Genomic DNA, 25,696 nt, shown 5'->3' with positions numbered 1-25,696 from the left:
TCGTCAGAGGGAGCCAAGCGCATATCTGGCCCGAAACAAGCGACATGCCGCATTGTGCGTTACCCTTGTCTTCTATGAGCGAAGCATTGAGTCCCGAGGTGTTCAGCGCGGTGTGCGGCCAGGCCGATCGGGCCGCCCGCGCACAGGAGCGCCTCGCCAGGGCAAACACCGAATCCAAGAACGAGCTGCTGCTCGCCATCGCGGACGCACTGGACGCGCACGCCGGCGAGATCGAAGCCGCCAACGCCCTCGACATGCTCGAATCCAAGGAAAACGGCATGGACGCGGGCAAACTCGACCGTCTGCTCTTCGACATCCCGCGCGTGGCCGCCGCAGCCAACGGCGTGCGTCACGTGGCCACCCTGCCCGACCCGGTAGGGGAGATCGTGCGCGGATACAACCTGCCCAACGGCCTGCGCCTGACGCAGACGCGCGTGCCGATGGGCGTGATCGGCATGATCTACGAGGCCCGCCCGAACGTCACCGTGGACGTGGCCAGCCTGTGCCTCAAATCCGGCAACGCCGCGCTGCTTCGGGGAGGCCACGCCGCCGAACGCACCAACGCCGCCACGCTGTCCGTGATCGCTCCCGTGCTTGAGATTCATGGTTTCGACCCGGCCCTCGTGCAGTCCGTGGATCAGTTCGGACGCGCCGGCGCCACTGCCATGATGGAAGCGCGCGGCCACATCGACGTGCTCGTGCCGCGAGGCGGCGCGGGACTCATCCAGGCCGTGGTGCGCAACTCCAAGGTGCCGGTCATCGAAACCGGAGCCGGCAACGTGCACATCTACGTGGACCGTTCCGGCGACCTCGACAAGGCCATCCCGATCATCCTCAACGCCAAGACCCAGCGCGTGGGCGTGTGCAACGCCGCCGAAAAGCTGCTGGTCCACAAGGATGTCGCCGCCGACTTCCTGCCCGCCATCGCCACGGCCCTGGGCCAGGCGGACGTGGTGCTGCAGGCGGACGCCATCTCCTACGACATCATCCAGGGCGCCGCGATCGAGGGGCTGACGCTCAACCACGCCACCGAGGAGGACTGGGACACCGAATACCTGGCCCTCAAGATGGGCGTCAAGGTGGTCGATGATCTGGACGAGGCCATCGCGCACATCAACGAGCACTCCACCGGCCATACCGAATCCATCATCGCCGAGGATTACGAAGCCATCGAAACGTTCACCAAGCGTATAGACTCGGCAGTGGTCATGGTCAACGCCTCCACACGCTTCACGGACGGCGGCGTGTTCGGCTTCGGCGCCGAACTCGGCATCTCCACCCAGAAGATGCACGCGCGCGGACCCATGGGACTGCGTGAAATGACCACCACCAAGTGGATCGGATACGGAACAGGACAGGTGCGCGTATGAGCGAGAACAACGGCAACGTCGTCAACGGCACGACCAAGGAGGGCGGCCAGGTGACCGACCTGCGCAACGACATCGACCTGAACGATCCCAAACTCGGGCTCAAGATCGCGGCCGAGCGCCTGAGCATCGTACGCTATGTCTTCCTCGTGCAGATCGAGGACGGCATCGCCTCCGCCGCCCAGCGCGCCTCGTTGGAATACGCGGACGCCGTGCTCATCGGCTGGCCCGAAACCGATTCGCCCGACGTGGTGGATCTGGACGAGGCCCGGCTGCACACCGTGCGCGAGCACATGGAACTCATGGAAGGCTACATCGGCAAGTTCTCCCAAATGGAGCGTGACGGCGACATCGACGGTATGACGGACACGCTCATCCGCATCACCGAGCGCGTGGCCGAGGTGCGTCGACTCTACCAGCCCGGATTCCCGCTGCCCACCTTCGCCGAGATCCGCCGCGTGGTGCAGGACGAATGGGATGAGGACATGGGCAAGATCGACCCGCAGGAGGCCGACCCCACCGCCGACGAGATCGAGCAGGAGACGCAGGTGGCGGACGAAGGCGGCCAGGCATGAGCGCCGCCGAACCTACCGAACTCGCGGCCCTGCAACAGGCGGCGGGTGCGGCGGAACCCATGCGCCGCATGTCCGATCTGTCCGGTCAGGACGGGCACTCCGGTCACGGCCGCGGACGGCTTTCGGCGCGCGGCAACTGGCATACGCGACTGCGCATCGGCATCATGGGCGGCACCTTCGACCCGATCCACAACGGCCACCTGGTCGCCGCCTCGGAGGTGGCGTGGGTCTACGACCTGGACGAGGTCATCTTCGTGCCCACCGGCCGGCCGGTGTTCAAGTTGGACAAGCATGTGACCAACGCCGAGGACCGGTACCTCATGACCGTGATCGCCACGGCCTCCAATCCCAAGTTCACGGTCTCCCGCGTGGATATCGACCGTCCGGGCGTCACCTACACCATCGACACGCTGCGCGACATCCGCGCCCAGCACCCGGACGCGGAGCTGTTCTTCATCACCGGTGCGGACGCCGTGGCTGAGATCATGCAGTGGAAGGACGCCGAGAAGATGTGGGATCTGGCGCACTTCGTGGCAGTGACCCGGCCCGGATACTCCAGCCCGACCGGCGTAAAGCTGCCCGAAGGCAAGGTGGACACGCTGGAGATCCCGGCCCTGGCCATCTCCTCGACCGACGTGCGCCGCCGCGCCGAACACAACGAGCCCGTCTGGTATCTGGTGCCCGACGGCGTGGTGCAGTACATCGGCAAGCACGGCCTGTACGCGCAGGGGGAGTAGCGGAGTCAAACGGAATAAGTTGCGCGGAGGCCGGTGAGGGGCTGTGCGCTCCCCTCACCGGCCTCCACGCAACGTATTACGAATTTTTAGGGCTTGCGAGAAAGCATGAGCCTGTCGCGTTCCGATCCTTTCGCCGCTACTGCCGCTACTTCACCAATCCCATTTCGATCTTCAACGTCATCACGCGCACCGCGGATTCCGTGACCTTCTTGGCGAACGCCTCATCGGCGGAGGCCTGCGTGTTGAGGCCTTGCAGAATCGGCTCCACATACTCCACCTGACCGATGCAGGCCAGGTCCGCGCCCGCCTCAACCATCTTCACGCCCAGCTGCGTGGCATCGTAGCCGCTCAGCGCCTCGGCGGACAGCGAATCGGAGGTCACCACGCCGTCATAGCCCAGTTCGCCGCGCAGATGGTCGGTGATGAGCGCGGACGAGAACACCGCGGGATTGTTCGGATCGATGGCCTGATACGTGGCCAGCGACATCATCACCATCGCCGGGTCGGCCTGCTTGATGGCCGTGTCGAACGCGCCGATCTCGTCGCCGCCCAACGCGGTGGTGGTGTCGAGGATGCCCTGCGAGGTGAAATCGGTGTTGCCGGTCACCGCGCCCAGACCGGGATAATGCTTGACCGACGTCTGCACGGAGGCGTCCTTCATGCCCTGGATGAACGCCACGCCATGGGCGGCGTTGCCGGCGGCGTCCAGGCCGAAATCACGGTTCAGCGCGCCGATCGGGGCGTTCGAGGCGCGATCAACCGTTACCGTGCCCAGCACCGGTGCAAGATCGACGTTCACGCCGGCGGATGCCAGTTGCGAACCCCACACCTTCGCGGAGGTGCGCAGTTGGTCGGTCGTCATCGCGCCCTGTTCGACGGCCGACGGCATCGTATCGAACCCGGAGCCGGTCAGATGCTGCACCTGCCCGCCCTCCTGATCGGTGGCGATGATGAGCCCGTTGCCTTCCGGGGCATATCCCTGCAACTGATCGACCGCAGCCTTGACGCCCGTGGTGCCACTGGTCCAGTTGCCGATGATGAGCACCGAACCGGCGTGGTCGTTCTGGATGGTCGAGGCCAGCGAGGACGGGTTGGTGCCGGCGAACAGCGGCACCATCACCAGCTGTCCCACGCGCTCGCCGAGCGACATCGAGGAGACCAGTTTCCGGGCCCGTGCGGCGGCCGAATCGTCGGGTTTGGGGGAGTCCTTGCGATTGAGTGTCTGCGACTGCTTCGAGGTTCCCGCGGCGGACTGCTGCGTGGTATTGCCGCCGCCGGCGGTGCCGGAGCCCCGCAGGAAATCGAACGCGCCGGTATGCCACCCGTAGGCCACCGTGCCGGCCAGGGCCAGGACCAGCACGCAGATCACGGCCACGACCACCGTACCGATATGGGAGGCCTTGGATGCGGCGTGGGAGGCATGCAGATGTTGCGGACGTTCTCTTCTCATGCCTCCAAGCCTATGACAGGGTGTGTTCCGATGTTGTGTTTCCTGCGAATCACCTGTGCGCTGGCGGCATAATCACCCTTCCTTGCCTGCCGGTAGGCTGGGAACATGTCTTTCAACGATCCTTTCTCAATACTGTTCGGCAACGGTGGCGGCGACGGCCACCGCGGCAAGTCCGGCGATGACGATCCGATCATTCTCGACGTCGAGGCCGATGGGGACGGCCCCGCAAACGGCGGCGACGCCAATGCTTCCGGCTCGTTCGGCTCCGGCCGTCCGCCGCACGGGCCCTCGAACCCGCGCCTGACCAACCGCCCGTCCAATGGCCGACCGCGCAACGCCCAGAGCACGCGCGGCACCAAGATCATGCTCGGCGTGGTGCTGGCGCTCGTCATCGTCGTGAGCCTGTTCTTCGCCCTGTCCCGCTTCATCACCGACCTCATGTGGTACGGCCAGCTCGGCTTCCAATCCGTGGTCTGGACCCAGCTCGGCGTCAAGGTGGGCCTGTGGGTGGCGTACGCGCTGCTCATGGCGCTGACCGGCTTCGTGTCCGCATGGCTGGCGATCCGCGCCCGCCCCGACGCGGCGGACGGCTCCACCATCCGCATCAACGGCGACGTCATCGAAGTGGCCAAATCCTTCAGCTCCAAGACCGCGCGGCGCGTGGCCGCCGGCGTCTCGCTCATCGTGGGCGTGGTGTTCGGCGCGCAGTTCAACGCCAACTGGAGCGAGATCCTGCTCATGTTCAACGCGCAGAGCTTCGGCACCACCGACCCGCAGTTCGGCCTCGACAACGGTTTCTACGTGTTCGTGCTTCCGGGCCTGAAGCTCGTGCTCGCCGCCGCGTCCATGCTGCTGGGCGTGGGACTCGTCTTCTCGCTGATCACGCACGTGCTCATGGGCGGCATCCGCATCACCATGCCGGTCAACGGCCGCGGCCTGTTCTCCATCACCAAGCGCTGCCGCCGCCAGCTCGGCATCTGGCTGATCCTCAACATGTTCGCCTGGGCGGTGCGCCAGGTCATCGGCGTGTTCGACCAGCTCACCGTGCAGGGCTCTCGCATCACCGGCGCCTCCTACACCGCCGTGCATGCCAACATCCCGGTCACCTTCATCATGGCCGCCCTGACCGCCATCCTCGGCGTGGTGCTGGGCGTGTGGCTCATGCGCTCGCATGCGCTCGAAGGTCAGGCGACGCTCGGCGTGCGCGCCTCCGCCGCCCTCAAGGCCTGGCGCGTGCCGGTGGTGGCCATCGCCGCCACCGTGGTGGTGGGCATGGTGCTCACCGTGGCCTGGCCGGTGCTGCTCCAGCGATTCCGTGTGAACCCGAACGCGCAGGAGATGGAATCCACCTACATCCAGCGCAACATCGACGCCACCCGCGCCGCGTACGGTCTCGACAAGCTCAAGACCGAGCAGTACGAGGTGACCAACAAGGGCGAGCAGGGTGCCCTGGCCAAGGAGGCGGACACCACCGCGCAGATCCGCCTGCTCGACCCGCAGGTGGTCAGCCCCACGTTCAAGCAGCTCCAGCAGTCCAAGCAGTACTACACCTTCGCGGACACGCTCGCCGTGGACAAGTACGAGATCGACGGCGTCTCCCAGGACACCGTGATCGCCGCACGCGAGCTGGACCTCGACGGCAACGACAACCGCAACTGGGTCAACGACCACACCGTCTACACGCACGGCTACGGCATCGTGGCCGCCTACGGCAACAAGGTGACCGCGGACGGCCAGCCGGAGTTCTTCGAGTCCGGCATCCCCACCCAGGGCAAGCTCACCGAATCCGAGAAGTACGAGCCGCGCATCTACTTCTCCCCGAACACCACCGAGTACTCCATCGTCGGCGCGCCCGAGGGCACGCAGGCCTGGGAGTTCGATTATCCGACCGGTTCCGAAGGCGCCCTGACCACCTTCAAGGGTGACGGCGGCCCGTCCGTGGGCAACCTGTTCGCCCGCATCCTCTATGCGATCCGCTTCGGCTCGGACCAGATCCTCTTCTCCGACCGCGTGACCAGCGCCTCGCAGATCCTCTACGACCGCTCCCCGAAGGAGCGCGTGGCCAAGGTCGCCCCGTACCTCACGCTCGACGGCCGCGTCTACCCGGCGGTGGTGGACGGCCGCGTCAAGTGGATCGTGGATGGCTACACCACCTCCGACGCCTATCCGTACTCGCAGATGACCAACCTCGGCACCTCCACCCAGGACTCCACCACCGTCTCCTCGGACACGGTCTCCTCCCTGGGGTCGCAGCAGGCCAACTACATCCGCAACTCGGTCAAGGCCACCGTTGACGCCTACGACGGTTCCGTGGACCTGTACGTGTGGGACACCTCCGACCCGGTGATCAAGGCATGGGAGCAGATCTTCCCCGGCCAGTACCACCAGCTGAGCGAGATTTCCGGCGACCTCATGAGCCATCTGCGCTACCCGGAGGGCCTGTTCAAGGTGCAGCGCAACCTGCTGTCCAAGTACCACGTCACCTCCGCCAACCAGTACTACTCCGGCGAGGACTTCTGGCAGACGCCCGTGGACCCCACCGAATCGCAGGCCCAGCAGGACCAGGACATCCTGCAGCCGCCCTACTACCTGACCCTGCAGACCGGCGGCACTGAGGAGCCCATCTTCTCGCTGACCTCCACGTACATCCCGGCCGGCCAGTCCACCCGTGAGATCCTCACCGGCTTCCTCTCGGTCGATTCGGACGCGGGCAGCGAGAAGGGCAAGATCGGTCCGAACTACGGCACCATCCGATTGCAGGAGCTGCCCAAGGACTCCAATGTACCCGGCCCCGGACAGGCGCAGAACAACTTCAACGCCAACGCGGACGTGTCCAAGGAGCTCAACCTCCTGCAGTCCGGCGACACGCAGGTGGTGCGAGGCAACCTCCTGACCCTGCCGCTCGGCGGCGGCCTGGTCTACGTGCAGCCCGTGTACGTCAAGTCCTCGGGTGCCACGTCCTTCCCGCTGCTCAAGAAGACGCTGGTGGCCTTCGGCGACCAGGTGGGCTTCGCGGACACGCTCGACGAGGCGCTGGACCAGGTGTTCGGCGGCGATTCCGGCGCGGCCGCGGGCGACGCACAGAACGCGGGCGGCTCGGATTCGTCCAGTCAGTCCGGTTCCGGCTCGTCCGACGGCGACAAGTCGGATAAGTCCGATTCGTCCGACCAGTCCGGCGACCAAGGTAAGTCCGACCAGTCCAACGGAGACTCCGGCAATTCGTCCGGCACCTCCGGCACGACGGCCAGCCCTGAACTCCAGCAGGCCCTCGAAGATGCCGCCCAGGCCATGAGGGACAGCCAGACCGCCATGAAGAACGGCGACTGGACCGCCTACGGCAAGGCCCAGCAGGAGCTCGAGGACGCCCTCAACAAGGCCCTCGAACTCGACAAGTAGTCCCAAACCGGCCGTGTGGCCCGTCCTCAGGCGCGAGGACGGGCCACACGCATATTGAAAGCTTCCCTGGACCAGAACGGGCATACCCTTTTTCTTGGCTCCCCTTGTCAGGACATTGCCGTGAAGCAAACGGCAGAGCCGTTTGTAGGCAATGTGCGAGACGACAGTCGAGCCAACAGAATGCGAACGAAGTTCGTCCATAATTGCAGGACGAGCTGGCGGCGAAGCCGACTGAGGGGTAGTTCCACGAGATTTCGTGTCATCTGGTTCGGAACATCGCAGCAAAAGGAATCCCCATGCCATACACCTTCCGCCCCGCCGAACCGCGGGACATCCAGAACATCACCGACATCTACAACGCCTCCGTTATCGCCGGCGGCTCCACCGCCGACCTCACGCCACGCACCCTCGACCAACGCCGTGCATGGGTCGAATCGCACAAGCCCCCGTACGGCGTCTTCGTGGTAGAATCCGACGGCGAGACGGTCGGCGAGGCGGACAACGCCACCTCGCAGGTCGTCGGCTTCGGTGCGCTCTCCGTCTTCTACGACCGAGCGGGCTACGACGGCGTCACCGATCTGGCCTACTACATCGCCCCCGCATGGCAGGGCAGAGGCGTCGGCACGTTCCTGCTGTCCAAGCTCCTCGACGAAGCGCGCGTCCGCCACATGCGCAAGGCCTGCGGCATCATCTTCGCGGACAACGCCGGCTCCATCGCCCTCATGCGCCGCTTCGGCTTCACACGCTTCGGCCTCATGCCCGCCGCCGCCACCGACTCCACCGGCACCATGCGCGACATGTCCTACTGGTACCTGGACCTGTGACCCCACGTCCGCACACGTCATGCCCCGGGTCCGGCCCACGGTCGGCCTTGACGGCGGCGTTGAGTACAATCTGTACGGTTTGACCGAGTAAAGGAGCGGATATGGCATCGGATTTCTGGCTGATCGTGGGCCTGGGCAACCCCGGCAAGAAGTATGAGGACACCCGGCACAACATGGGCTTCATGACCGCCGACCTGCTGGCCGAACGCTGGTCGGTGAACTTCGCCGACCACAAGGGCCTGGCCATGCTCGGCAAGGGCGCCATGAACCTCGAGAGCCGCACGGTCAAGTTCTTCCTGGCCAAGCCGCTGACCTACATGAACGATTCCGGCAACGCCGTGGCCTCCATCTCCGCCTACTACCAGATCGAGCCGGACCACATCGTGGTGATCCACGACGACATGGACTTGGAGTTCGGCCGCATCAAGGTCAAGGCCGGCGGCTCCGCGGGCGGCCACAACGGCATCAAATCCATCGACCGCTCCCTCGGCACGCCGAAGTACGCGCGCGTGCGCATGGGCGTGGGCCATGCCAAGCGCGGCCCCAACGCGCACGACAACACCGTGAACTGGGTCCTCGGCGGCTTCGGCCCCGACCAGCGCAAGCAGCTGCCCGAATTCCTCGCCGACGGCGCCGACGCCGCCGAAGACATCATCTTCAAGGGCCTGGCCAAGACCCAGGAGATGTTCAATGGCCGCTGACGCCGCATCCGCTTCCACCGCATCCGCCGGTGCCGACGCCTCCCGTGCGGCCGAGCCCTCCGCTGTTGCGTCCGCGGCGCTGAACGGCGAACCCATCAACGGTTCGCTCACCGGCATCCTGCATGATTTGCCGCGCGACCCCGCCTTCCGCAGGGTGGCGTCCGGCGACGTGCAGCCCGGCGAGGAGGCCGCCGCCGACCCGTCCATCACGGTCGGCATCCCCGAAGGCCTGCGTCCGGCGCTTGCCGCTGCCATCGCCCAGGGCATCGACGGTCACGATCACGCCGACGGCAACGACCACAACGCCACCGGCAAGCCTGTGGTGCTGGTCGTGGCCTCCGGACGCGAGGCCGAGGAGACCGTGGGAGCACTGCGTTCCTGGTACGACGGCGACCCGAACGACATCGCCCAGCTTGAGGCCTGGGAGACGTTGCCGCACGAGCGCCTGAGCCCCCGCGCGGACACCGTGGCCAGCCGCATGGCCGTATTCCGCCGACTCAAGCACCCCAGCGCCACCGACCCGATGTTCGGCCCGATCCGCATCCTTGTGATGCCCGTGCGCTCGCTCATCCAGCCCGTGGTCAAGGGTCTGGGCGACGTGGAACCGCTCGTCTTCACGACGGGGGAGGAACTGGCACTCGACGAGGCCGCCAAGCGCCTCATCGAGAACGCCTACACGCGCGTGGACCTCGTGATGGATCGCGGCGAATTCGCCGTACGCGGCGGCATCCTCGACGTGTTCCCGCCCACCGCGCCGCACCCGGTGCGCATCGAGTTCTTCGGCGACGAGATCGACACCATCAAGGAATTCCACGCCTCCGACCAGCGCACCTATGGCGGCGGCATGAAGACCATCTGGGCCACCGCCTGCCGTGAACTGCAGCTCACGGACGCCGTGCGCAAACGCGCCAAGGCCCTGATCGGCTCCATCCCCAACGCCGAGGACATGCTCGAATCCATCGCCAACGCCATTCCGGTGGAGGGCATGGAATCGCTGATGCCCGCGCTCGTGGACCATCTGGAGCCGGTGAGCTCCATGCTGCCCGCGAACGCCGTCATCATGCTCAGCGACCCCGAAAAACTGCGCCGCTCCGCCGAGGACCTGGCCAAGACCGCCAACGAGTTCCTCGCCGCCAGCTGGCATGTGGCCGCGTCCGGCCATGGTGCCGGCGCACCCATCAGCTTCGACGAGGCCAGCTTCCTGGACTTCGAGGAGACCATCAGCTCCCTCGAGTACTCCGAGCATGACGTGATCCGTCTCACCAGCTTCGGCGTGGATGCCACCCTGCCCGGCCATGTGCAGCTCGACGCGCAGAACCCGGCCGAATTCCGCGGCGACGAAGCCAAGGCCACACGCGGCATCGAAGGCCTCATCGACGCCGGATTCGCCGTGACCATCACCGCTGCCGCCGCCGGCACACTCGCCAGACTCAAGCGCGCCATCAACACCACCGGCATCGCCACGTTCGACACGATCCGCTCCCGCGCCATCGACGGATTCGTGGACAAGGCCGCCAAGATCGCGCTCCTGACCGAACGCGACCTTACGGGCCGCACCTCGGCCGTGGCCGTGGCCAAGACGCCGAAACGCCGCCGCAAGGCCATCGACCTCATGGAGCTCAAGGCCGGCGACTACGTGGTCCACGAACAGCACGGCATCGGCCGATTCGTGGAGATGCGCCAGCGCACCATCGGCACCGGCGCGAACCGCACCACCCGCGAATACCTCGTCATCGAATACGCGCCCTCCAAGCGCGGCGCCCCCGCGGACAAGCTGTTCATCCCCACCGACCAGCTCGACCAGGTCAGCAAGTACATCGGCGCCGAAGCGCCGAAGCTCAACAAGCTCGGCGGCTCCGACTGGGCGGCCACCAAGGCCAAGGCCCGCAAGCACGTCCACGAGATCGCGGACGACCTCATCAAGCTCTACTCCGCCCGCCAGCGCGCCCGCGGATTCGCCTTCAGCCCGGACACCCCGTGGCAGAAGGAACTGGAGGACGCCTTCCCCTACCAGGAGACCGCTGACCAGCTCACCACCATCGACGAGGTCAAGGCGGACATGGAGAAGCCCGTGCCTATGGACCGCCTCATCTGCGGCGACGTGGGCTTCGGCAAGACCGAAATCGCCGTGCGCGCCGCCTTCAAGGCCGTGCAGGACGGCAAGCAGGTGGCCGTGCTCGTACCCACCACGCTGCTCGTGCAACAGCATTACGAGACGTTCACCGAGCGCTTCGAGGGCTTCCCGGTGAACGTGGCCGCCATGAGCCGCTTCCAGACCACCAAGGAGATCAACGAGACCATCACCGGGCTCGAAGAGGGCACGGTGGACGTGGTCATCGGCACGCACAAGCTCCTGAACCCCAAGATCAAATTCAAGGATCTGGGCCTCGTGATCATCGACGAGGAGCAGCGCTTCGGCGTGGAGCACAAGGAGACCCTGAAGGCCCTGCGCACCAACGTGGACGTGCTTTCGCTGTCCGCCACGCCTATCCCGCGTACGCTGGAAATGGCCGTGACCGGCATCCGTGAGATGTCCACGCTGGCCACGCCCCCGGAGGACCGTTTGCCGGTGCTCACCTACGTGGGGGCCTACGAGGACGCGCAGGTCACCGCGGCCGTGCGCCGTGAGCTGCTGCGCGGCGGCCAGGTGTTCTACGTGCACAACCGCGTGCAGGACATCTCGCATGTGGCGGACAAGATCCACACGCTTGTCCCGGAGGCCAAGGTGGGCATCGCCCACGGCAAGATGGGGGAGAAGCAGCTCGACCAGATCATCCGCGACTTCTGGCATCGTGACATCGACGTGCTCGTGTGCACCACGATCATCGAGACCGGTCTCGATATCTCCAACGCCAACACGCTGATCGTGGACCACGCCGACCGCTTCGGCCTCTCCCAGCTGCATCAGCTGCGCGGCCGCGTGGGCCGTGGCCGTGAACGCGCGTACGCCTACTTCCTGTACGATCCGGCCAAGCCGATGACCCAGCAGTCGCACGACCGACTCGCCACCATCGCGCAGAACACCGCGCTCGGTTCCGGTTTCGACGTGGCCATGAAGGACCTGGAGCTGCGCGGCACCGGCAACCTGCTCGGTGACGAACAGTCCGGCCACATCGAGGGCGTGGGCTTCGACCTGTACGTGCGCATGGTCTCCGAGGCCGTGGAGAAGTACAAGGAACCCGAGGAGAACGTCGAGCCGATCGCCGTGTCCGTGGATCTGCCCATCGAGGCGTCCATCCCGGTGGAGTACATCGATTCGGACAAGCTGCGTTTGGAGGCGTATCGCAAGCTCGCCTCCGCCCGCAACGAGGCCGATTTGAAGGACCTCCAGGAGGAGCTTACCGACCGTTACGGCAAGCCGCCGGTCGAGTTCGAGACCCTGTTCGACGTGGCTCGTCTGAAGTTCAAGGCTCGCAAGCTCGGCGTCTCCGAGATCCTGGCGCAGTCCAACCGCGTGCGCATCGGCCGCATCGACCCGCCCGAATCCGTGCAGATGCGCATGGCCCGCATCTACAAGGGCACCCAGTACCGCCCGGTCACCCACCAGCTGCTGGTTCCGGCGCCTTTCAACGGTTCGCTCGGCCAGGGGCCGATGAGCTCCGATCAGATCGTCCTGTGGGCCAACCAGCTCCTCGACGACCTGGCATACCGTCCCCAGCCGCGCAAGTAGTCCACTCTATGCTGTGCTCACCCCTCTGAGGACATTGCCGTGGAACAGACATCAGAGTTGTTTGCTCCACGGCAATGTGCGAGATGCCAGTCGAGTCAACAAAACGCGGTCGAAGTTCATCCTTAATTGCAGGACGAGCTGGCGGCGGAGACGGATTGAGGTGGTCTACGAGAATTGATGTCCGGAATAAACCTCGTCATTCGGACCGATCAGCACCGGGTCTGATTCCCAGTTGAAACGTTCGCTCCAATAGGAAGCTCTATCTGAAGGTACTGGTGCCGCAGAACCTGTTGGATAATACGTCCAAGTACCGGTGCTCCCGGATGGATCCTTTCCGGTCCAGCTTGCGGTGCCATCGGCGTTCTTGTGGAATGTCCCGGGAACATATGCGGCTTCGATGGTGTAGACGGTGGTATCCGGAGTTGGACCCGCTACCGTCTGCACGGTGCAATCGGCTGACAGGATAGGGTGCCCGCCCATATCTCCGGCATAGAGATCGGCCGCATACGCGGAGCAGCGGCTGCCGTCCTCAGAATTCCATTTGGTCACGGCGGTCTCGACGGCGGTGCGTGCAGTGTCGAGCGCGGAGGCGGCCTGACTGAATTCCTTGGCGGTCTTGCCGGAATCGAGTATGCCGTTCGCGCTTTCCAACGCCTTGGACAGCGCATCGCGCACGGCCTGGTCGTCCACCTTGCCATCTGAAGAACTCAGCGTCGAGGTCGCCGCGTCTATGGCGCTCTTGAGCTTGTTCTTCGCCTCCGCCAACGTTTGCTTCTGCTGGTCGGCGTCCTCCCCGGTCAGTGTCTTCTCGATCGCGGTGATCTCCCTGATCAGCGTTTCCGCGGTGCCTTGCGCGGTCTTCGGATCCGTCGAGCATGACATGACGCTCGCGTCCGCCTTCTCCTTCGCCTTGCCCAGCGCATCCGAAAGCGACGACGCGGCGGACGAATCGGAGCCGGCCGCATCCACCGTCTGCTGGGCCTCGCCAATGGCCTTGCTCAGCTTCGTCTGCGCGTCCTTCAACTGCAGCACCGACTCCTGGCAGCTCGCCACGGCGCGATCATGTGCCATGCGGTACGCCACGAATCCGCCGATCGCCGCCAACACAATCATCGCGGCGACAATCGCGCCGATGACGACCACTTTCCGATTCGGGCCCTTGCCGTTTGCGTCCTTGGTGTTCCGGTCATCCGCGGCATTCGGCAACGGAACGGGCGGCACCGTCGGCGCGGGTATGGGGGAGTGGACGGCGCCCGGAGCGAAATCACCGGAACCGGGCGTGGGCAACCCCGCCTGACCGGTTGCGCCGGTGCTGGTCGAGGTGGCCCGCGCATGCGAATCGGCGGCGAAACCGGAGCCAGCCAACACCTCCGGCGGTAGCGCCTGCCCGCATTTCGCGCAGAATTTACCGCGGCCGGTCACCTCCGCGCCGCAATTCGGGCAGTGGACCACTTGCCTTTCGTCGTTACCCGTCATCTATCCTCACCTCGCTGTCCTGACGGCATCTACCGTACGCCCTTGTTCCGCACGGGGGTGCACGGGCTTCAACCGTGGGACGAAGCGGCGATTGTCATGTTTTGCGTCTTTCATCCCGCGGCCCCATTACCTGGCGAAAACACGAAAATCAAGAAAATGGCTTGTTTCCAACGGTTTCGTGCCAGGCATGCGTGGTATGAAACCAATATAAGACGGTTGAAGTGCGTATCGTTCCACGATGGTGCGGGACAAAGACGTCGTTCGTCGGATTATCCCGCATTGGCCCGCGTTACGTCCGTATATCGAGTGGCATGTGGCCATGTTCCGGGATATGTGCGATTCGGTGCAAAGTCCGCCTGGATACGGGTCTGGGGATGGACTTTGCCTTGGCCTCCGCCAGACAATCGGGCACTGGTTGCCCCCCATGGCCGATACGCCGGGATATCCGGCCGTGTCCGATGCTCTGCAGGGGCGATTGGGCATCGGCGTCGGCGATGTGGATGCAACGTCCAGGCTGTCCAGCGGCGGGGTTTAAGTGACGGGTATGACCGAAGTTTCCGCAACCGTCGCAGACGACGCATCCAATGCAACCGAATCAACCGGCGCGAATGCCGCGGCCGCGACGCCCGCCGCGCCCCGCAACACCGGCACCCTCGCCGGGTTCACCATCCCCCGACTCGGCATGGGCACCATGGCTCTCGCCATCGAAGGCCGTCCCGAGAGCCGCGATCAGGCCATCGAAACCATCCATGCCGCCCTTGACGCCGGCGTGCGCTACCTCGACACCGCCTGGTCCTACTATCTGCCCAGCAAGCCCGGCACCGGGGAGCCGGAGGACATGGGCTACGGCGAATACCTCGTCCATGACGCCCTGGATTCGTGGAACGGCCCGAAGGACGAGGTGCTTGTGGCCACCAAAACCGGCTGGCTTCGCACGCTGGACGAGCGTGGCCATTACGGATGGCAGGCGGATGCGCGGCCCAAGACCATGATCGCCAATGCCAAGGAATCCTGCCGGCGTCTCGGTGTGGACGCCATCGACCTGCTCTACTCGCACTGCAACGACCCGCAGGTACCCTACGAGGATCAGATGGGTGCCCTGAAGGAGCTCGTGGACGCGGGCGTGGCCAAGGCCGTGGGCATCTCCCGCGTGGGCAACGAGGAAATCAGCCTCGCCCGCGAGATTCTCGGCGACCGGCTGGTGGCCGTGCAGAACCAGTTCTCGCCGGTTTACCGTGATCCGGACGGCACGATGGACACCTGCGAGCGACTGGGGCTGGCCTTCGTCTGCTGGTCGCCGCTCGGCGGGTTCCTCGACCCGTTCAACGAACATTGCTTCGACCGTTTCCGTGAGGTCGCCGCCCATCACGGCTGCTCGCACCAGCGGGTCACGCTGGCCTGGGAACTCGCCCGGTACCCCCGCCTGTTCACGATTCCCTCGGCCCGCAATCCGCAGGAGATCGGGGATTCCTTCCAGGCCGCGGCGCTGGACCTCAGCAATGAGGAAATCGACTACCTCAACGGGGTCGCGTAGCGGCGTCGCATGGATGCGCGGACGTGTGACCGGGCGGCTATCGAACGGGACATCACAAGAATGTGAGCGTTCACACCATTTTTGGGCGTGTCGTTCACAACGTCCACAAATCGCACTATTCTTAGGACTGTCATTAGATACACAACCGTTTAAGGAGTAGTTGTGGCAGCAATTGAAAGCGTGTACGCGCGTCAGATTCTCGATTCCCGTGGCAACCCGACCGTCGAGGTCATCCTCGACACCGAGGACGGCGCCCAGGGTCGTGGCCTGGTTCCGTCCGGTGCTTCCACCGGTGAGGCCGAGGCTTGGGAGCGCCGCGATGGCGACAAGTCCGTCTACGGCGGCAAGGGCGTTCTGAACGCGGTCAAGGCCGTGAACGAGGAGATCGCTCCGAAGGTCATCGGCATGGATGCCGCCGACCAGCGCGCTCTTGATGACCTGATGATCGAGCTCGACGGCACCCCGAACAAGGGCAAGCTGGGCGCCAACGCCATCCTGGGCGTCTCCCTGGCCGCTCTGTACGCTTCCGCCGAGTCCGCCGGCCTGCCGCTGTACCGCTACATCGGCGGCACCAACGGCCACATCCTGCCGGTCCCGAACATGAACATCATGAACGGTGGCGCCCACGCCGACTTCGCCACCGACATCCAGGAGTACATGATCTCCCCGTACGGCTTCAACACCTACTCCGAGGCCCTGCAGGCCGGTGTCGAGGTCTACCACACCCTGAAGAACGTCCTCAAGAAGGAAGGCCTGAACACCGGCCTCGGCGATGAGGGCGGCTTCGCTCCGAAGATGAAGTCCAACAAGGACTCCCTGAACTACATCATGGACGCCATCTCCGCCGCCGGCTACGAGCCCGGCAAGCAGATCGGCATCTCCCTGGATGTGGCTTCCTCCGAGTTCTACAACAAGGAGACCGGCAAGTACCACTTCGAGGGTGACGACCGCGACTCCCAGTACATGCTCGACTTCTACGAGCAGCTCATCGAGGAGTACCCGATCGTCTCCATCGAGGATCCGTTCCAGGAAGAGGGCTGGGAAGACTGGACCGCCATCACCAAGCTGCTGGGCGACCGTCTGCAGTTCGTGGGCGACGACCTCCTGGTGACCAACCCGGCTCGTCTGGCCAAGGCCATCGAGCTCGGCGCCGCCAACTCCCTGCTGGTCAAGCTGAACCAGATCGGCACCGTGACCGAGACCCTCGACGCCATCGAGCTGGCCACCACCGCCGGTTACACCTCCATGGTCTCCCACCGTTCCGGCGAGACCCCGGACACCACCATCTCCGACCTGGCCGTGGCCAAGAACACCCGCCAGATCAAGACCGGTGCCCCGGCCCGTGGCGAGCGCGTTGCCAAGTACAACCGCCTGCTCGAGATCGAGGAGGAGCTCGGCTCCACCGCTCAGTACGCCGGCTACAGCGCCTTCAAGGCCTGCAAGAAGTACCTGGCCAAGTGAGCACGAGGAACCGAAAACGCCCGTGAAGGCGTGAGGTTCCGGTGAATCCTGATACCCGTCGCATCCGTTCGGTCGAATGCGACGGGTATTTTCGTATGTCATGAGCAAGCAGTCCCGAGCCGGCAAATCCGGCACAGCAAAAGCCAAAAAGAGGCGGAACGGTGCGGGACCCATCGCCTTCTTCGTCTCCCTGTTCATTGTGGCCCTCGGCACCATCCAACTGGTCGCCACATTCCACACCTATGCGCTGAACCTCGCCGAACTCAACGGCCTGAAGCGCGAGGAGGCGTCGCTGATCGCCAAGAAACAGGAACTGGAAAACGACATCAAACGCTGGAACGACAAGGCCTACATCACCGCCCAGGCCCGCGAACGCCTCGGCTTCGTGTTCCCCGGCGAGCAGGCGGTCCGCGTGCTGCACCCGGAGGCCGTGACCGGCACCGAGACCGGCGCGGAATCGTCCGACTCCTCGTCCAGCTCGGACAAGAACGTCCTGCCGTGGTACAGCGAGCTGTCGTACGCCTTCAAAAAGGCCGACGAACCCGTGACCGACGCCAAGTCCGGCACGTCCGACAACACGTCCGACGGTTCGTCTTCGTCCGACTCGTCTTCGTCAGATACGTCCTCCAAATCCAGTAAGTCCAAGTCCGATTCGTCCGGGCAGTCCGCCGATTCCGGCACGTCCGGCACCGACCAGAGCGGACAGTGACACCCGCATTCTTTCCATCGCACCAACCATCATCGACCATTAGGGGAGGAAACCCAACCGTGACCACCGACATCACCGCCAAGGCCGTGTCCCTCGTTGACGCCGTGCTCGCCGAACCCGCGAATGACCATGACATCGATCTGGTCCAGCGCCAGCTTGGCCGTTATCCGCGAGGCATGGTGGCCGTGGGCGCCCGATGCGTGTGCGGCCGTCCGCTGGCGGTGATCACCCGCCCGGTGCTGCCCGGCGGCATCCCGTTCCCCACCACCTGCTATCTGACCGGCCCGGAAGCCGTCAAGGCCGCCTCCCATGTGGAGGCCGCGGGCGTGATGCAGCAGTACAACGACATGCTCGCCGCCGATGAGGAGCTGCGCGCCGCCTACGCGCGGGCCCACGAACTGTATCTGGCGTTCCGCCACGAACTGGCCACCCGACTCGGTGACAGCGAGGAGCACATCGAGGGCACGTCCGCCGGCGGCATGCCCGTGCGCGTCAAGTGCCTGCACGCCCTTCTGGCCCAGTCGCTGGTCATGGGCCCCGGCGCGAACCCGATCGGCGACATGGTGCTCGAACGTGTCAAGGACGAGTTCGACCCGTCCGTGTGCCGCTGCACGCTGGAAGACTGAAACCGTCCATTCGACTGGACCCGAAGGAGAAGGCAATGAGCAAGGAATCCGTGACCGTGGCCGGCATCGACTGCGGCACCAACTCGATCAGGTTGAAGATCGCCCGTGTGGATGCCGACGGTATGCATGAGGTGGTGCCGCGCATCCTGCGCGTGATCCGACTCGGCCAGGACGTGGACAAGACCCACCGTTTCGCCGACGAGGCGCTGGAACGCGCCTACGTGGCCGCCCGTGAGTTCGCCGGCGTGCTCGCCGAACATCCGGTGGACGGCCTGCGCTTCGTGGCCACCTCCGCCACGCGCGACGCCGAGAATCGCGAGGAGTTCGAGGACGGCATCGAATCCATCCTCGGCGTGCGACCCGAGGTGATCCCCGGCACGGAGGAGGCCGACCTGAGCTTCCTCGGCGCGACCTCCGTGGTCAACCGCGGCGAGCTCAAGGCCCCGTACCTGGTGGTCGACCTGGGCGGCGGCTCCACCGAGCTCGTCATCGGCGGCGACGGCGTGCACGCGCCCGCCACGCAGGTCCAAAGCGCCTTCTCGATGAACATCGGCTCCGTGCGCATGACCGAACGACACCTCAAGACCGATCCGCCCACCCAGGCGGAGATCGACGCCGCCATCAAGGACGTGGACGAGCACATCGACGAGGCGTTCCGTACGGTGGATGCCGGCAAGGCGCGCACCATCATCGGTGTGTCCGGCACGGTGACCACCATGACCGCCCTCGCCCTCGGCCTGACCGAATACGACCACACCGTGGTGGACGGCCATCGTCTGAGCCTTGAGGACGCCTACGCGGTGGACGACAAATTCCTCAACATGTCCCGCGCCGAACGCCGCGAATACAAGACCATCCACCCCGGCCGCGTGGACGTGGTGGGCGGCGGCGCCGTGGTGTGGAACCGCGTGCTCGCCAAGGTGAGCGAGGCCGCCGCGGCCGACCACGGCGAGGCCATCGACTCGTACGTGGCCAGCGAACACGGCCTGCTCGACGGCATCGTCCTCGACTACGGGCGCCGCCTGCTCGCGCGATAGCGTACAATGAAACGGTTGGCCCACGGGCCAACGCCTCCATGGCGAAATTGGTATACGCAGTCGACTTAAAATCGATCGCTTCGGCTTGCGGGTTCGAGTCCCGCTGGAGGCACTTTCACAGAGCGTAGGAATGGTTGGAAGCCTTATGCGAGCAGGATCGGAAGGCTTCCCGTTGTCCGCGGATCGCTAGCTTATCCAGAATAATATGGGCAAAATGTGGGGCAAATTCTCGAAACATAACCCCGTTACCCTGTTCTTCGTCGTAATCGCATCCGAACCCGAAACGAGGCAAATCCCATGGCTTCACGCTGGACCGAAGTCGAACGAGTCGAACAGGGCGCACTGCCCACCATGCTCGCGCAGGCGGTCATCGCCGGCGCCGCGCTGACGGTCGGCGCCATCGCCTGCTCCGGATTCTACCTGTCCATGATCGCCGACCCGAAGACCGGCAGCCCCGTGGTGGCCCTGGTGCCGTGGATGGCCGTGACCGTGCTCATCGCCGTCGTGTTCTCCTATGTGGTCGGCTTCGCGTTGCTGTGGTGCGCCGAATCCTTCACCAACCGCATGAAGGACACGTTCAAGCCGTGGGCATACGCCGTGGTGGGACTCATCGGATACGCCATCTGGGGCATGTTCGTGATGGGAACCACCATGAACTCGCTCGACCAGGCCGTCAACGGCGTGGCGCTCGCCAACCAGGACATCCTGGCCCTGACCGCCAACTACGCCGTCTTCGGCTTCATCGCCTTCCTGCTGGCCCAGGCGTACGGCGCCAAGCTCGCCACGCGCAAGACCGCCGTCATCGCGCTGCTCATCGTCCAGATCGTGCTGGCCGTGCTCGGCGGCATCGTGTTGTTCATGATCTTCGGCCAGATCCCGTCCACGAAGTAGGTACGCCATGTTCAGTGTGCTTGACATGTTCACCATCGGCGTGGGGCCGTCCTCCTCGCATACCGTGGGGCCGATGGCCGCCGCGCACGCCTTCGTCGCCGCGCTGGAACGCGACGGGCTGACCGCACGCACCGCCCGCGTCAAGGTCACGCTCTACGGCTCGCTGGCCCTGACCGGACTCGGCCACGGCACCGACCGTGCCGTCATGGCCGGACTCGAAGGCAACGTGCCCGCCACCGTGGACACGCAGCACATGCTCCACATCCGCGAGACCGCCGCGCTGGACAACACCATCAACCTGGCCGGCACCACGCGCATCGGCTTCGACTACGAGAAGGACATGGTCTTCGAGATGTGGAAGCGCATGGCCGCGCACCCCAACGGCATGCGGTTCCAGGCCTTCGACGCCGCCGGCAGCCTCGTGGACGAACAGGTCTGGTACTCCATCGGCGGCGGCTTCATCCGCCAGGGCAGCCCCGACGACCTCATGATCGGCATCCACGACCGTCCGCCGGCAGGCACTTCCTTCGCCGACGAGGACGAATCGGCCTCCACCGACTTCGGTCCGGAGACGCCTTACCCGTTCTCCTCCTGCGCCGAACTCGTGGCGCTGTGCCGCGAACACCACATGAGCATCGCCGAACTGGTCTGGGCCAACGAGACCGCCACCCGTTCGGCCATCCAGGTGCGCTCCACCATCGACAACGTGTGGCGCGTGATGCGCGAATGCGTCAACCACGGCTGCACCTCCGGCGAGAAAACGCTGCCGGGCGGCCTCGAGGTGCCCCGCCGCGCACCGCGCATGTACCAGCGCCTCGCCTCGAACTCGGACGTGCTGCGCCGCGACAGCCGCCGCAAGGACGCCGTGCTGGAATCCTCGGACGCCGCATGGGTGGACCTGTTCGCGCTCGCCGTCTCCGAGGAGAACGCCGGCGGCGGTCGCATCGTCACCGCCCCCACCAACGGCTCGGCCGGCATCATCCCCGCGGTGCTGCACTACTACTGGCACTTCGTGGACGACGCCAACGAACAGGGCGTCGTCACCTTCCTGCTGACCGCCGGTGCCATCGGATACCTGTTCAAGCGCAACGCCTCGATCTCCGGGGCGGAGGTCGGTTGCCAGGGAGAGGTCGGCTCGGCCTGCTCGATGGCGGCCGCCGGACTCGCCGCGGTGATGGGCGGCACGCCGGAACAGGTGGAGAACGCGGCGGAGATCGGCATCGAGCACAATCTGGGCCTGACCTGCGACCCGGTGGGAGGACTGGTGCAGATCCCGTGCATCGAACGCAACGCCATGGCCGCCAACACCGCCATCAACGCCGTGCGCATGGCCATGCTCGGCGACGGCTCGCACATTGTGACCCTCGACCAGGCCATCGCCACCATGAAGCAGACCGGTGAGGACATGATGGCCAAGTACAAGGAGACCTCCAAGGGCGGCCTGGCCGTCAACGTCGTGGAGTGCTGAGCATCACTCGCCCGGTGTGTCGCCAGGCGCGAAAGGCTCGACGCCAATCGCGCGGAAGTGCTATTGTAGGGCGCATTGTGTCGTAAAGGAGGACCAATGGCAGATCAGATGCCCAAGGTAAACGCCGAATTCGGTACCACGCCCGTCATCGAATTCCCGACCGAGGAAGCCCCGAAGGGCCTCAAGGCCGTGGAACTGACCGAGGGCGACGGTCCGATCGTCCGCCGCGGCGACACCGTGACCGTGAACTACCACGGCGTGGTGTGGGGCAAGGACACCGCCTTCGATTCCAGCTTCGAGCGCCACCAGCCGGCCAGCTTCGGCATCGGCGTGGGCCAGGTCATCAAGGGCTGGGACCAGACCGTGCCGGGCCACAACGTGGGTTCCCGCCTCGTGGTGTCCATTCCGCCGGAGTACGGCTACGGCTCCCGTGGCGTTCCGCAGGCCGGCATCGGCGGCGGCGACACGCTGGTGTTCGTCATCGACATCATCTCCACTCGCTGACCTTCCGCGTCAAGCGGACCAGCAGTGACGAACGCCGGGGTAGAAGCCGGCGTTTTGTTATATGTGCACGTCAATGTGAAACGTTGAATACTCGCCGAATACTTATCAGAGGAGGACAACATGGCTGAGGATAAGGTCTACCTGCTCACGCAGGAAGCGTACAACAAGATGAAGGAAGAGCTGGCCCACCGCGAGGGCGAGCTGCGCGAGGAGATCGCGCACAAGATCGCCGTGGCCCGCGCCGAGGGCGATCTGTCCGAGAACGGCGGCTACCAGGCCGCCCGCGAGGCCCAGAGCAAGAACGAGGGCCGCATCGCCGAGCTCACCGTCAAGCTGCGCGACTCCAAGATCATCGAGAACGCGCCGGAAGGCACCGTGGGCAACGGCTCCGTGGTGACCATCGACCTCAACGGCAACGAGATGACCTACGTGCTCGGCACCCGCGACATCGTCTCCGGCACCGACTACGACATCATGACCCCGGATTCCCCGATCGGCCAGGCCATCCAGGGCGCCAAGGTCGGCGACGTGTTCTCCTACACCGCCCCCAACGGCCGTCAGCTGTCCGTGACCGTCAAGGCCGCCAAGCCGCTGGCCTGATTGCGATCAGCACGTATGCATTTGGCTCCCCTCCCTGAGGGGAGCTGTCAGCGAAGCTGACTGAGGGGAGCACCGGAATTCGCTCCTATGAACTCCCCTCAGTCGTCTACGACGACAGCTCCCCTCAGCGAGGGGAGCCAAATCATATCGGAAAGCTGTCGGCGGGGAATAGGTGGGTCACGACCGTAGGCTTGGCCGAACGGCCTTGAGTGTGTCGAGGCCCACCTATTCCCCGCCGACAGCGCCAATTACGCAAATCAATCAGCTCCACAACGAGACGATCACCATGTAGATCGCCACCATGTGGCAGGCGTATCCGGCGACGGTGCCGCAGTGGAAGATCTCATGGAATCCGAAGATGCGCGGCCAGGGATCGGGCTTGCGCAGCGCGTAGACGATGGCTCCCAGGATGTAGCACGCCCCGCCCGAGCACAACAGGATCACCACGGCCGGACCGGCATACGGGGAGTTCCAGAACAGCATCATGAACGCCAGGCCGTAGATGCCGAAGACGATGTAGACCACCGTGTACAGCCATCGCGGCGCGTTGATCCAGATCACATGGATGATGAGCGCCACCAGGGTGCACGCCCACATCGAGATGATGATGAAATTACGCCAGAACGGCTCCAACGCGAACGAGACCGGCGTATAGGTGCCCGCGATGAGCAGGAAGATGTTCACATGGTCGATGCGGCGCAGCACGTCCGTCACACGCGGGCTCCAATCGCCCAGATGGTAGGCCGCGGAATTGGTGAACAGCACCAGCGAGGCGGTCATGAACACCGCGCACGCCCACTTGAGCCCCGCGCCCTGCGCCAGGCAGATGAGCACGATGCCGGCCGCCAGGGACAGGGGAGAGGCTATCGCGTGGATCCAGCCGCGCATCAGCGGCTTCGGCCGGCCATGCACGTCCAGACGGATCTTGCGCTCCACCTCCGCGGGGGCGATGCCCTCGACCTTCAACGCATGGTTCTCCGCCTTGGACAATGCATGCCGGGCCTTCACCTCGGCCTTGGCTCGGATGGCCTCGGCTTTGAACTGTCCCCTGGCGCGAATCGCGTCCGCCTTGGCCTTGAGCGCCTGTTCACGCGCCTCGATGGCCGCCTGGCGCTTCGCCTCGATCTCGGGATCGGACCAGTGGGGGCGTCCGTCCGTCGCGGTCCGTCCGTCATCGTTCGTTGATGCCATTGTTCCCCCAATCGTCAGGACTCGCGGAGCGTTTCTTACGCTACCGTAACCTACGTTAACGTAACTTATCCATTTGTCAATAGCAACTCACGTGAACCCTATCACCTCCGTGAACACTTCGGCCGCTCCCGCCGGCGGTGGCGATACGATGGAGCCAGGAGAGAACCGAAGAAGAACCAAGGGGTTTGACATGGTGTATTGCACCGAATGCGGCTTCGCCAACAACGACGGCGACGCCTTCTGCACCCAATGCGGCACGCCGCTGGAGCATCCGGACGCCGGTGCGGCACCGTCCGCGGCGGCCGCGCCGGATCGCACGCTGGTGGAGCCCGCCGCCGCGCCGCAGCGATACGCCGCTCCCGCACCGCAGGCCGCCGCTCCGGCGCCCGGCATGGTCCCGGCCCCGCCCGTGGTCGGCGCGCCCGCCGGACCCATCAACGGCACCACCGCGCCCACCGTGCCGGCAGCCGCCGTACCCGGCGCTCCGGTCCCGCCCGCCAACGGCGCGCCGGCCCAGCCTCAACGCAAACGCTCCACGGCCGTCATCGTCATCCTCATCGCACTGATCTGCGTGGTGTCGCTGGTCATCGGCCTGTTCGTCACCCACAGCATGGGACTGTGGGGCGCAAACCAGTCCGCGCAGACCACCCAGACCGCGAGCGGAACCGATGGCCAATCCAAGGGCGGCACCTCCTCCAAAAGCAAGAAGCAGTCCGAAAGCGAAGCGGACAAGACCAAGGACGGCGAAGACAAGCAGGATACGAAGAGCGAGGAAGCGGAGGAGACCGGGCCGGTCATCACCTCCAGCCAGCTTTCCGAAATCGCCGACTCCTACTCCTCCTCGGACGTGGCCGTCTCCGCCGTGGTGATCGACGACAAGGTCGCCAAGGCCAAGTCCTCCGAGGACGCGGTGATCGCCACCACCGCGCAGTCCGGCAAGCAGTTCGTGGCCGCCGGTCTCTACCTGCCCGTCTACCTGGCCGCCATGGACAGCGGCAACGACGACGCCAAGGCGCAGGCCGCCACCATGATGAGCACGATGGACAACGCCTCCGGCAACAACGCCGCCGCCGCGCTCGGCGGATGGGACGCCGTCAACTCGTGGGCCTCCTCCCACGGCTACAGCGGCACCACGTTCTCCCGCAACTACGGCGACGTGGCCGCCAGCAACAACGGCTACGAGAACTACAGCTCCTCGCGCGACGCCGCGCTCATGCTCGCCTCCGTGGACGCCAAGGGCGGCACCTCGCTCATGAACGTGGACATCGCCTCCGAAGGCGTGACCATCCCGTCCGGCATGACCGTGCACGCCCACCGCGGCCAGGGCATCCAGGACACATGGAACTACTTCGCTATCGTGGAGGCCAACGGGCACAAGGCCGCCGTGGCCGTCACCACCCAATACCAGGGCAAGGCGGTGGCCGCCGAACTGATGAGCAAGGTGCTCGCCAGCGTGGATACCACCCTGAAGCAGTGACC

20 protein-coding genes and 1 tRNA gene are annotated in these 25,696 nt (G+C 65.2%); 18 read left to right on the top strand and 3 right to left on the bottom strand.

The window, feature by feature from the left end; genetic code table 11:
* Positions 1–74 precede the first annotated feature (74 nt).
* Genes KIH81_RS01020 through nadD form a run of 3 tightly spaced genes read left to right on the top strand, consistent with a single transcriptional unit; the run spans position 75 to position 2,679 of the window.
* Positions 75–1,370, top strand: a complete 1,296-nt coding sequence (locus KIH81_RS01020; RefSeq protein WP_214303681.1) for a glutamate-5-semialdehyde dehydrogenase — start codon at positions 75–77, stop codon at positions 1,368–1,370.
* Entirely contained in the window at positions 1,367–1,942 is a 576-nt protein-coding gene (locus tag KIH81_RS01015; protein WP_109057199.1) for a phosphoribosylglycinamide synthetase, read from the top strand. Before KIH81_RS01020 ends, KIH81_RS01015 begins: the two co-directional genes overlap by 4 nt.
* Positions 1,939–2,679 carry a nicotinate-nucleotide adenylyltransferase gene (nadD, locus tag KIH81_RS01010; RefSeq protein WP_214303680.1) on the top strand — a complete coding sequence of 247 codons (741 nt, stop codon included), beginning with the start codon at positions 1,939–1,941 and terminating at the stop codon, positions 2,677–2,679. Before KIH81_RS01015 ends, nadD begins: the two co-directional genes overlap by 4 nt.
* A 145-nt stretch (positions 2,680–2,824) precedes the next feature.
* Here the strand turns inward: nadD and KIH81_RS01005 are convergent, their stop codons facing one another.
* Positions 2,825–4,054, bottom strand: coding sequence for a glycoside hydrolase family 3 N-terminal domain-containing protein (locus tag KIH81_RS01005; RefSeq protein WP_338024716.1), 1,230 nt, complete (start codon positions 4,052–4,054; stop codon positions 2,825–2,827).
* A 180-nt stretch (positions 4,055–4,234) separates the two neighbouring features.
* Between KIH81_RS01005 and KIH81_RS01000 the strand changes: the two genes are divergently transcribed.
* From KIH81_RS01000 to mfd, 4 genes are all read left to right on the top strand, one after another.
* Positions 4,235–7,525, top strand: coding sequence for a UPF0182 family membrane protein (locus KIH81_RS01000; RefSeq protein WP_214303678.1), 3,291 nt, complete (start codon positions 4,235–4,237; stop codon positions 7,523–7,525).
* A 296-nt stretch (positions 7,526–7,821) separates the two neighbouring features.
* Positions 7,822–8,349 (top strand): GNAT family N-acetyltransferase, encoded by a 528-nt coding sequence (locus KIH81_RS00995; RefSeq protein WP_214303677.1) that lies wholly within the window; start codon positions 7,822–7,824, stop codon positions 8,347–8,349.
* Positions 8,350–8,450: 101 nt separating this feature from the next.
* Positions 8,451–9,050, top strand: a complete 600-nt coding sequence (pth, locus tag KIH81_RS00990) for an aminoacyl-tRNA hydrolase (RefSeq protein ID WP_214303676.1) — start codon at positions 8,451–8,453, stop codon at positions 9,048–9,050.
* Positions 9,040–12,720 (top strand): transcription-repair coupling factor, encoded by a 3,681-nt coding sequence (gene mfd, locus KIH81_RS00985; RefSeq protein ID WP_236029037.1) that lies wholly within the window; start codon positions 9,040–9,042, stop codon positions 12,718–12,720. Before pth ends, mfd begins: the two co-directional genes overlap by 11 nt.
* Positions 12,721–12,885: 165 nt before the next feature.
* On the opposite strand, the gene KIH81_RS00980 is transcribed toward mfd, so the two are convergent.
* Complete coding sequence (locus KIH81_RS00980) at positions 12,886–14,196, bottom strand: hypothetical protein (RefSeq protein WP_214303675.1); 1,311 nt, start codon at positions 14,194–14,196, stop codon at positions 12,886–12,888.
* Positions 14,197–14,878: 682 nt separating this feature from the next.
* On the opposite strand from KIH81_RS00980, the gene KIH81_RS00975 reads away from it, so the two are divergent.
* The 10 genes from KIH81_RS00975 (at position 14,879) to KIH81_RS00930 (ending at position 23,026) form a co-directional block, all read left to right on the top strand.
* Entirely contained in the window at positions 14,879–15,730 is an 852-nt protein-coding gene (locus KIH81_RS00975; RefSeq protein WP_236029080.1) for an aldo/keto reductase, read from the top strand.
* Positions 15,731–15,892: 162 nt separating this feature from the next.
* Positions 15,893–17,191 carry a phosphopyruvate hydratase gene (gene eno, locus KIH81_RS00970; protein ID WP_214303673.1) on the top strand — a complete coding sequence of 433 codons (1,299 nt, stop codon included), beginning with the start codon at positions 15,893–15,895 and terminating at the stop codon, positions 17,189–17,191.
* A gap of 100 nt (positions 17,192–17,291) precedes the next feature.
* Positions 17,292–17,900 carry an FtsB family cell division protein gene (locus KIH81_RS00965; RefSeq protein ID WP_214303672.1) on the top strand — a complete coding sequence of 203 codons (609 nt, stop codon included), beginning with the start codon at positions 17,292–17,294 and terminating at the stop codon, positions 17,898–17,900.
* A gap of 59 nt (positions 17,901–17,959) precedes the next feature.
* Positions 17,960–18,526 carry a DUF501 domain-containing protein gene (locus tag KIH81_RS00960; RefSeq protein WP_214303671.1) on the top strand — a complete coding sequence of 189 codons (567 nt, stop codon included), beginning with the start codon at positions 17,960–17,962 and terminating at the stop codon, positions 18,524–18,526.
* 35 nt (positions 18,527–18,561) lie between these two features.
* Positions 18,562–19,563 (top strand): Ppx/GppA phosphatase family protein, encoded by a 1,002-nt coding sequence (locus KIH81_RS00955; protein WP_214303670.1) that lies wholly within the window; start codon positions 18,562–18,564, stop codon positions 19,561–19,563.
* Positions 19,564–19,595: 32 nt separating this feature from the next.
* A tRNA-Leu gene (locus tag KIH81_RS00950) sits at positions 19,596–19,675 on the top strand.
* Between the two features lie 185 nt (positions 19,676–19,860).
* Positions 19,861–20,454, top strand: coding sequence for a cadmium transporter (locus KIH81_RS00945; RefSeq protein WP_214303669.1), 594 nt, complete (start codon positions 19,861–19,863; stop codon positions 20,452–20,454).
* A gap of 7 nt (positions 20,455–20,461) precedes the next feature.
* A complete protein-coding gene (locus tag KIH81_RS00940) occupies positions 20,462–21,922 on the top strand; it encodes an L-serine ammonia-lyase (RefSeq protein WP_214303668.1) in 1,461 nt (486 codons plus the stop codon).
* A gap of 96 nt (positions 21,923–22,018) precedes the next feature.
* The gene (locus KIH81_RS00935) at positions 22,019–22,426 is read left to right on the top strand and encodes an FKBP-type peptidyl-prolyl cis-trans isomerase (RefSeq protein WP_109057185.1); all 408 of its coding nucleotides are present in this window, start codon (positions 22,019–22,021) and stop codon (positions 22,424–22,426) included.
* Between the two features lie 120 nt (positions 22,427–22,546).
* The gene (locus KIH81_RS00930; RefSeq protein ID WP_214303667.1) at positions 22,547–23,026 is read left to right on the top strand and encodes a GreA/GreB family elongation factor; all 480 of its coding nucleotides are present in this window, start codon (positions 22,547–22,549) and stop codon (positions 23,024–23,026) included.
* Between the two features lie 261 nt (positions 23,027–23,287).
* Here KIH81_RS00930 and trhA read toward each other — a convergent pair whose 3' ends face one another.
* Entirely contained in the window at positions 23,288–24,217 is a 930-nt protein-coding gene (gene trhA / locus KIH81_RS00925) for a PAQR family membrane homeostasis protein TrhA (RefSeq protein ID WP_214303666.1), read from the bottom strand.
* A gap of 190 nt (positions 24,218–24,407) precedes the next feature.
* On the opposite strand from trhA, the gene KIH81_RS12170 reads away from it, so the two are divergent.
* Positions 24,408–25,694: a zinc-ribbon domain-containing protein gene (locus KIH81_RS12170; RefSeq protein ID WP_214303665.1), complete on the top strand. Its 1,287-nt coding sequence runs from the start codon at positions 24,408–24,410 to the stop codon at positions 25,692–25,694.
* Positions 25,695–25,696 lie beyond the last annotated feature (2 nt).

The organism is Bifidobacterium miconisargentati (genome assembly GCF_019331675.1).
In the GTDB taxonomy this organism is placed as follows: domain Bacteria; phylum Actinomycetota; class Actinomycetes; order Actinomycetales; family Bifidobacteriaceae; genus Bifidobacterium; species Bifidobacterium miconisargentati.
The sequence above is the reverse complement of the archived record's forward strand: the minus strand, read 5'-3'. Positions and strand labels throughout refer to the sequence as shown.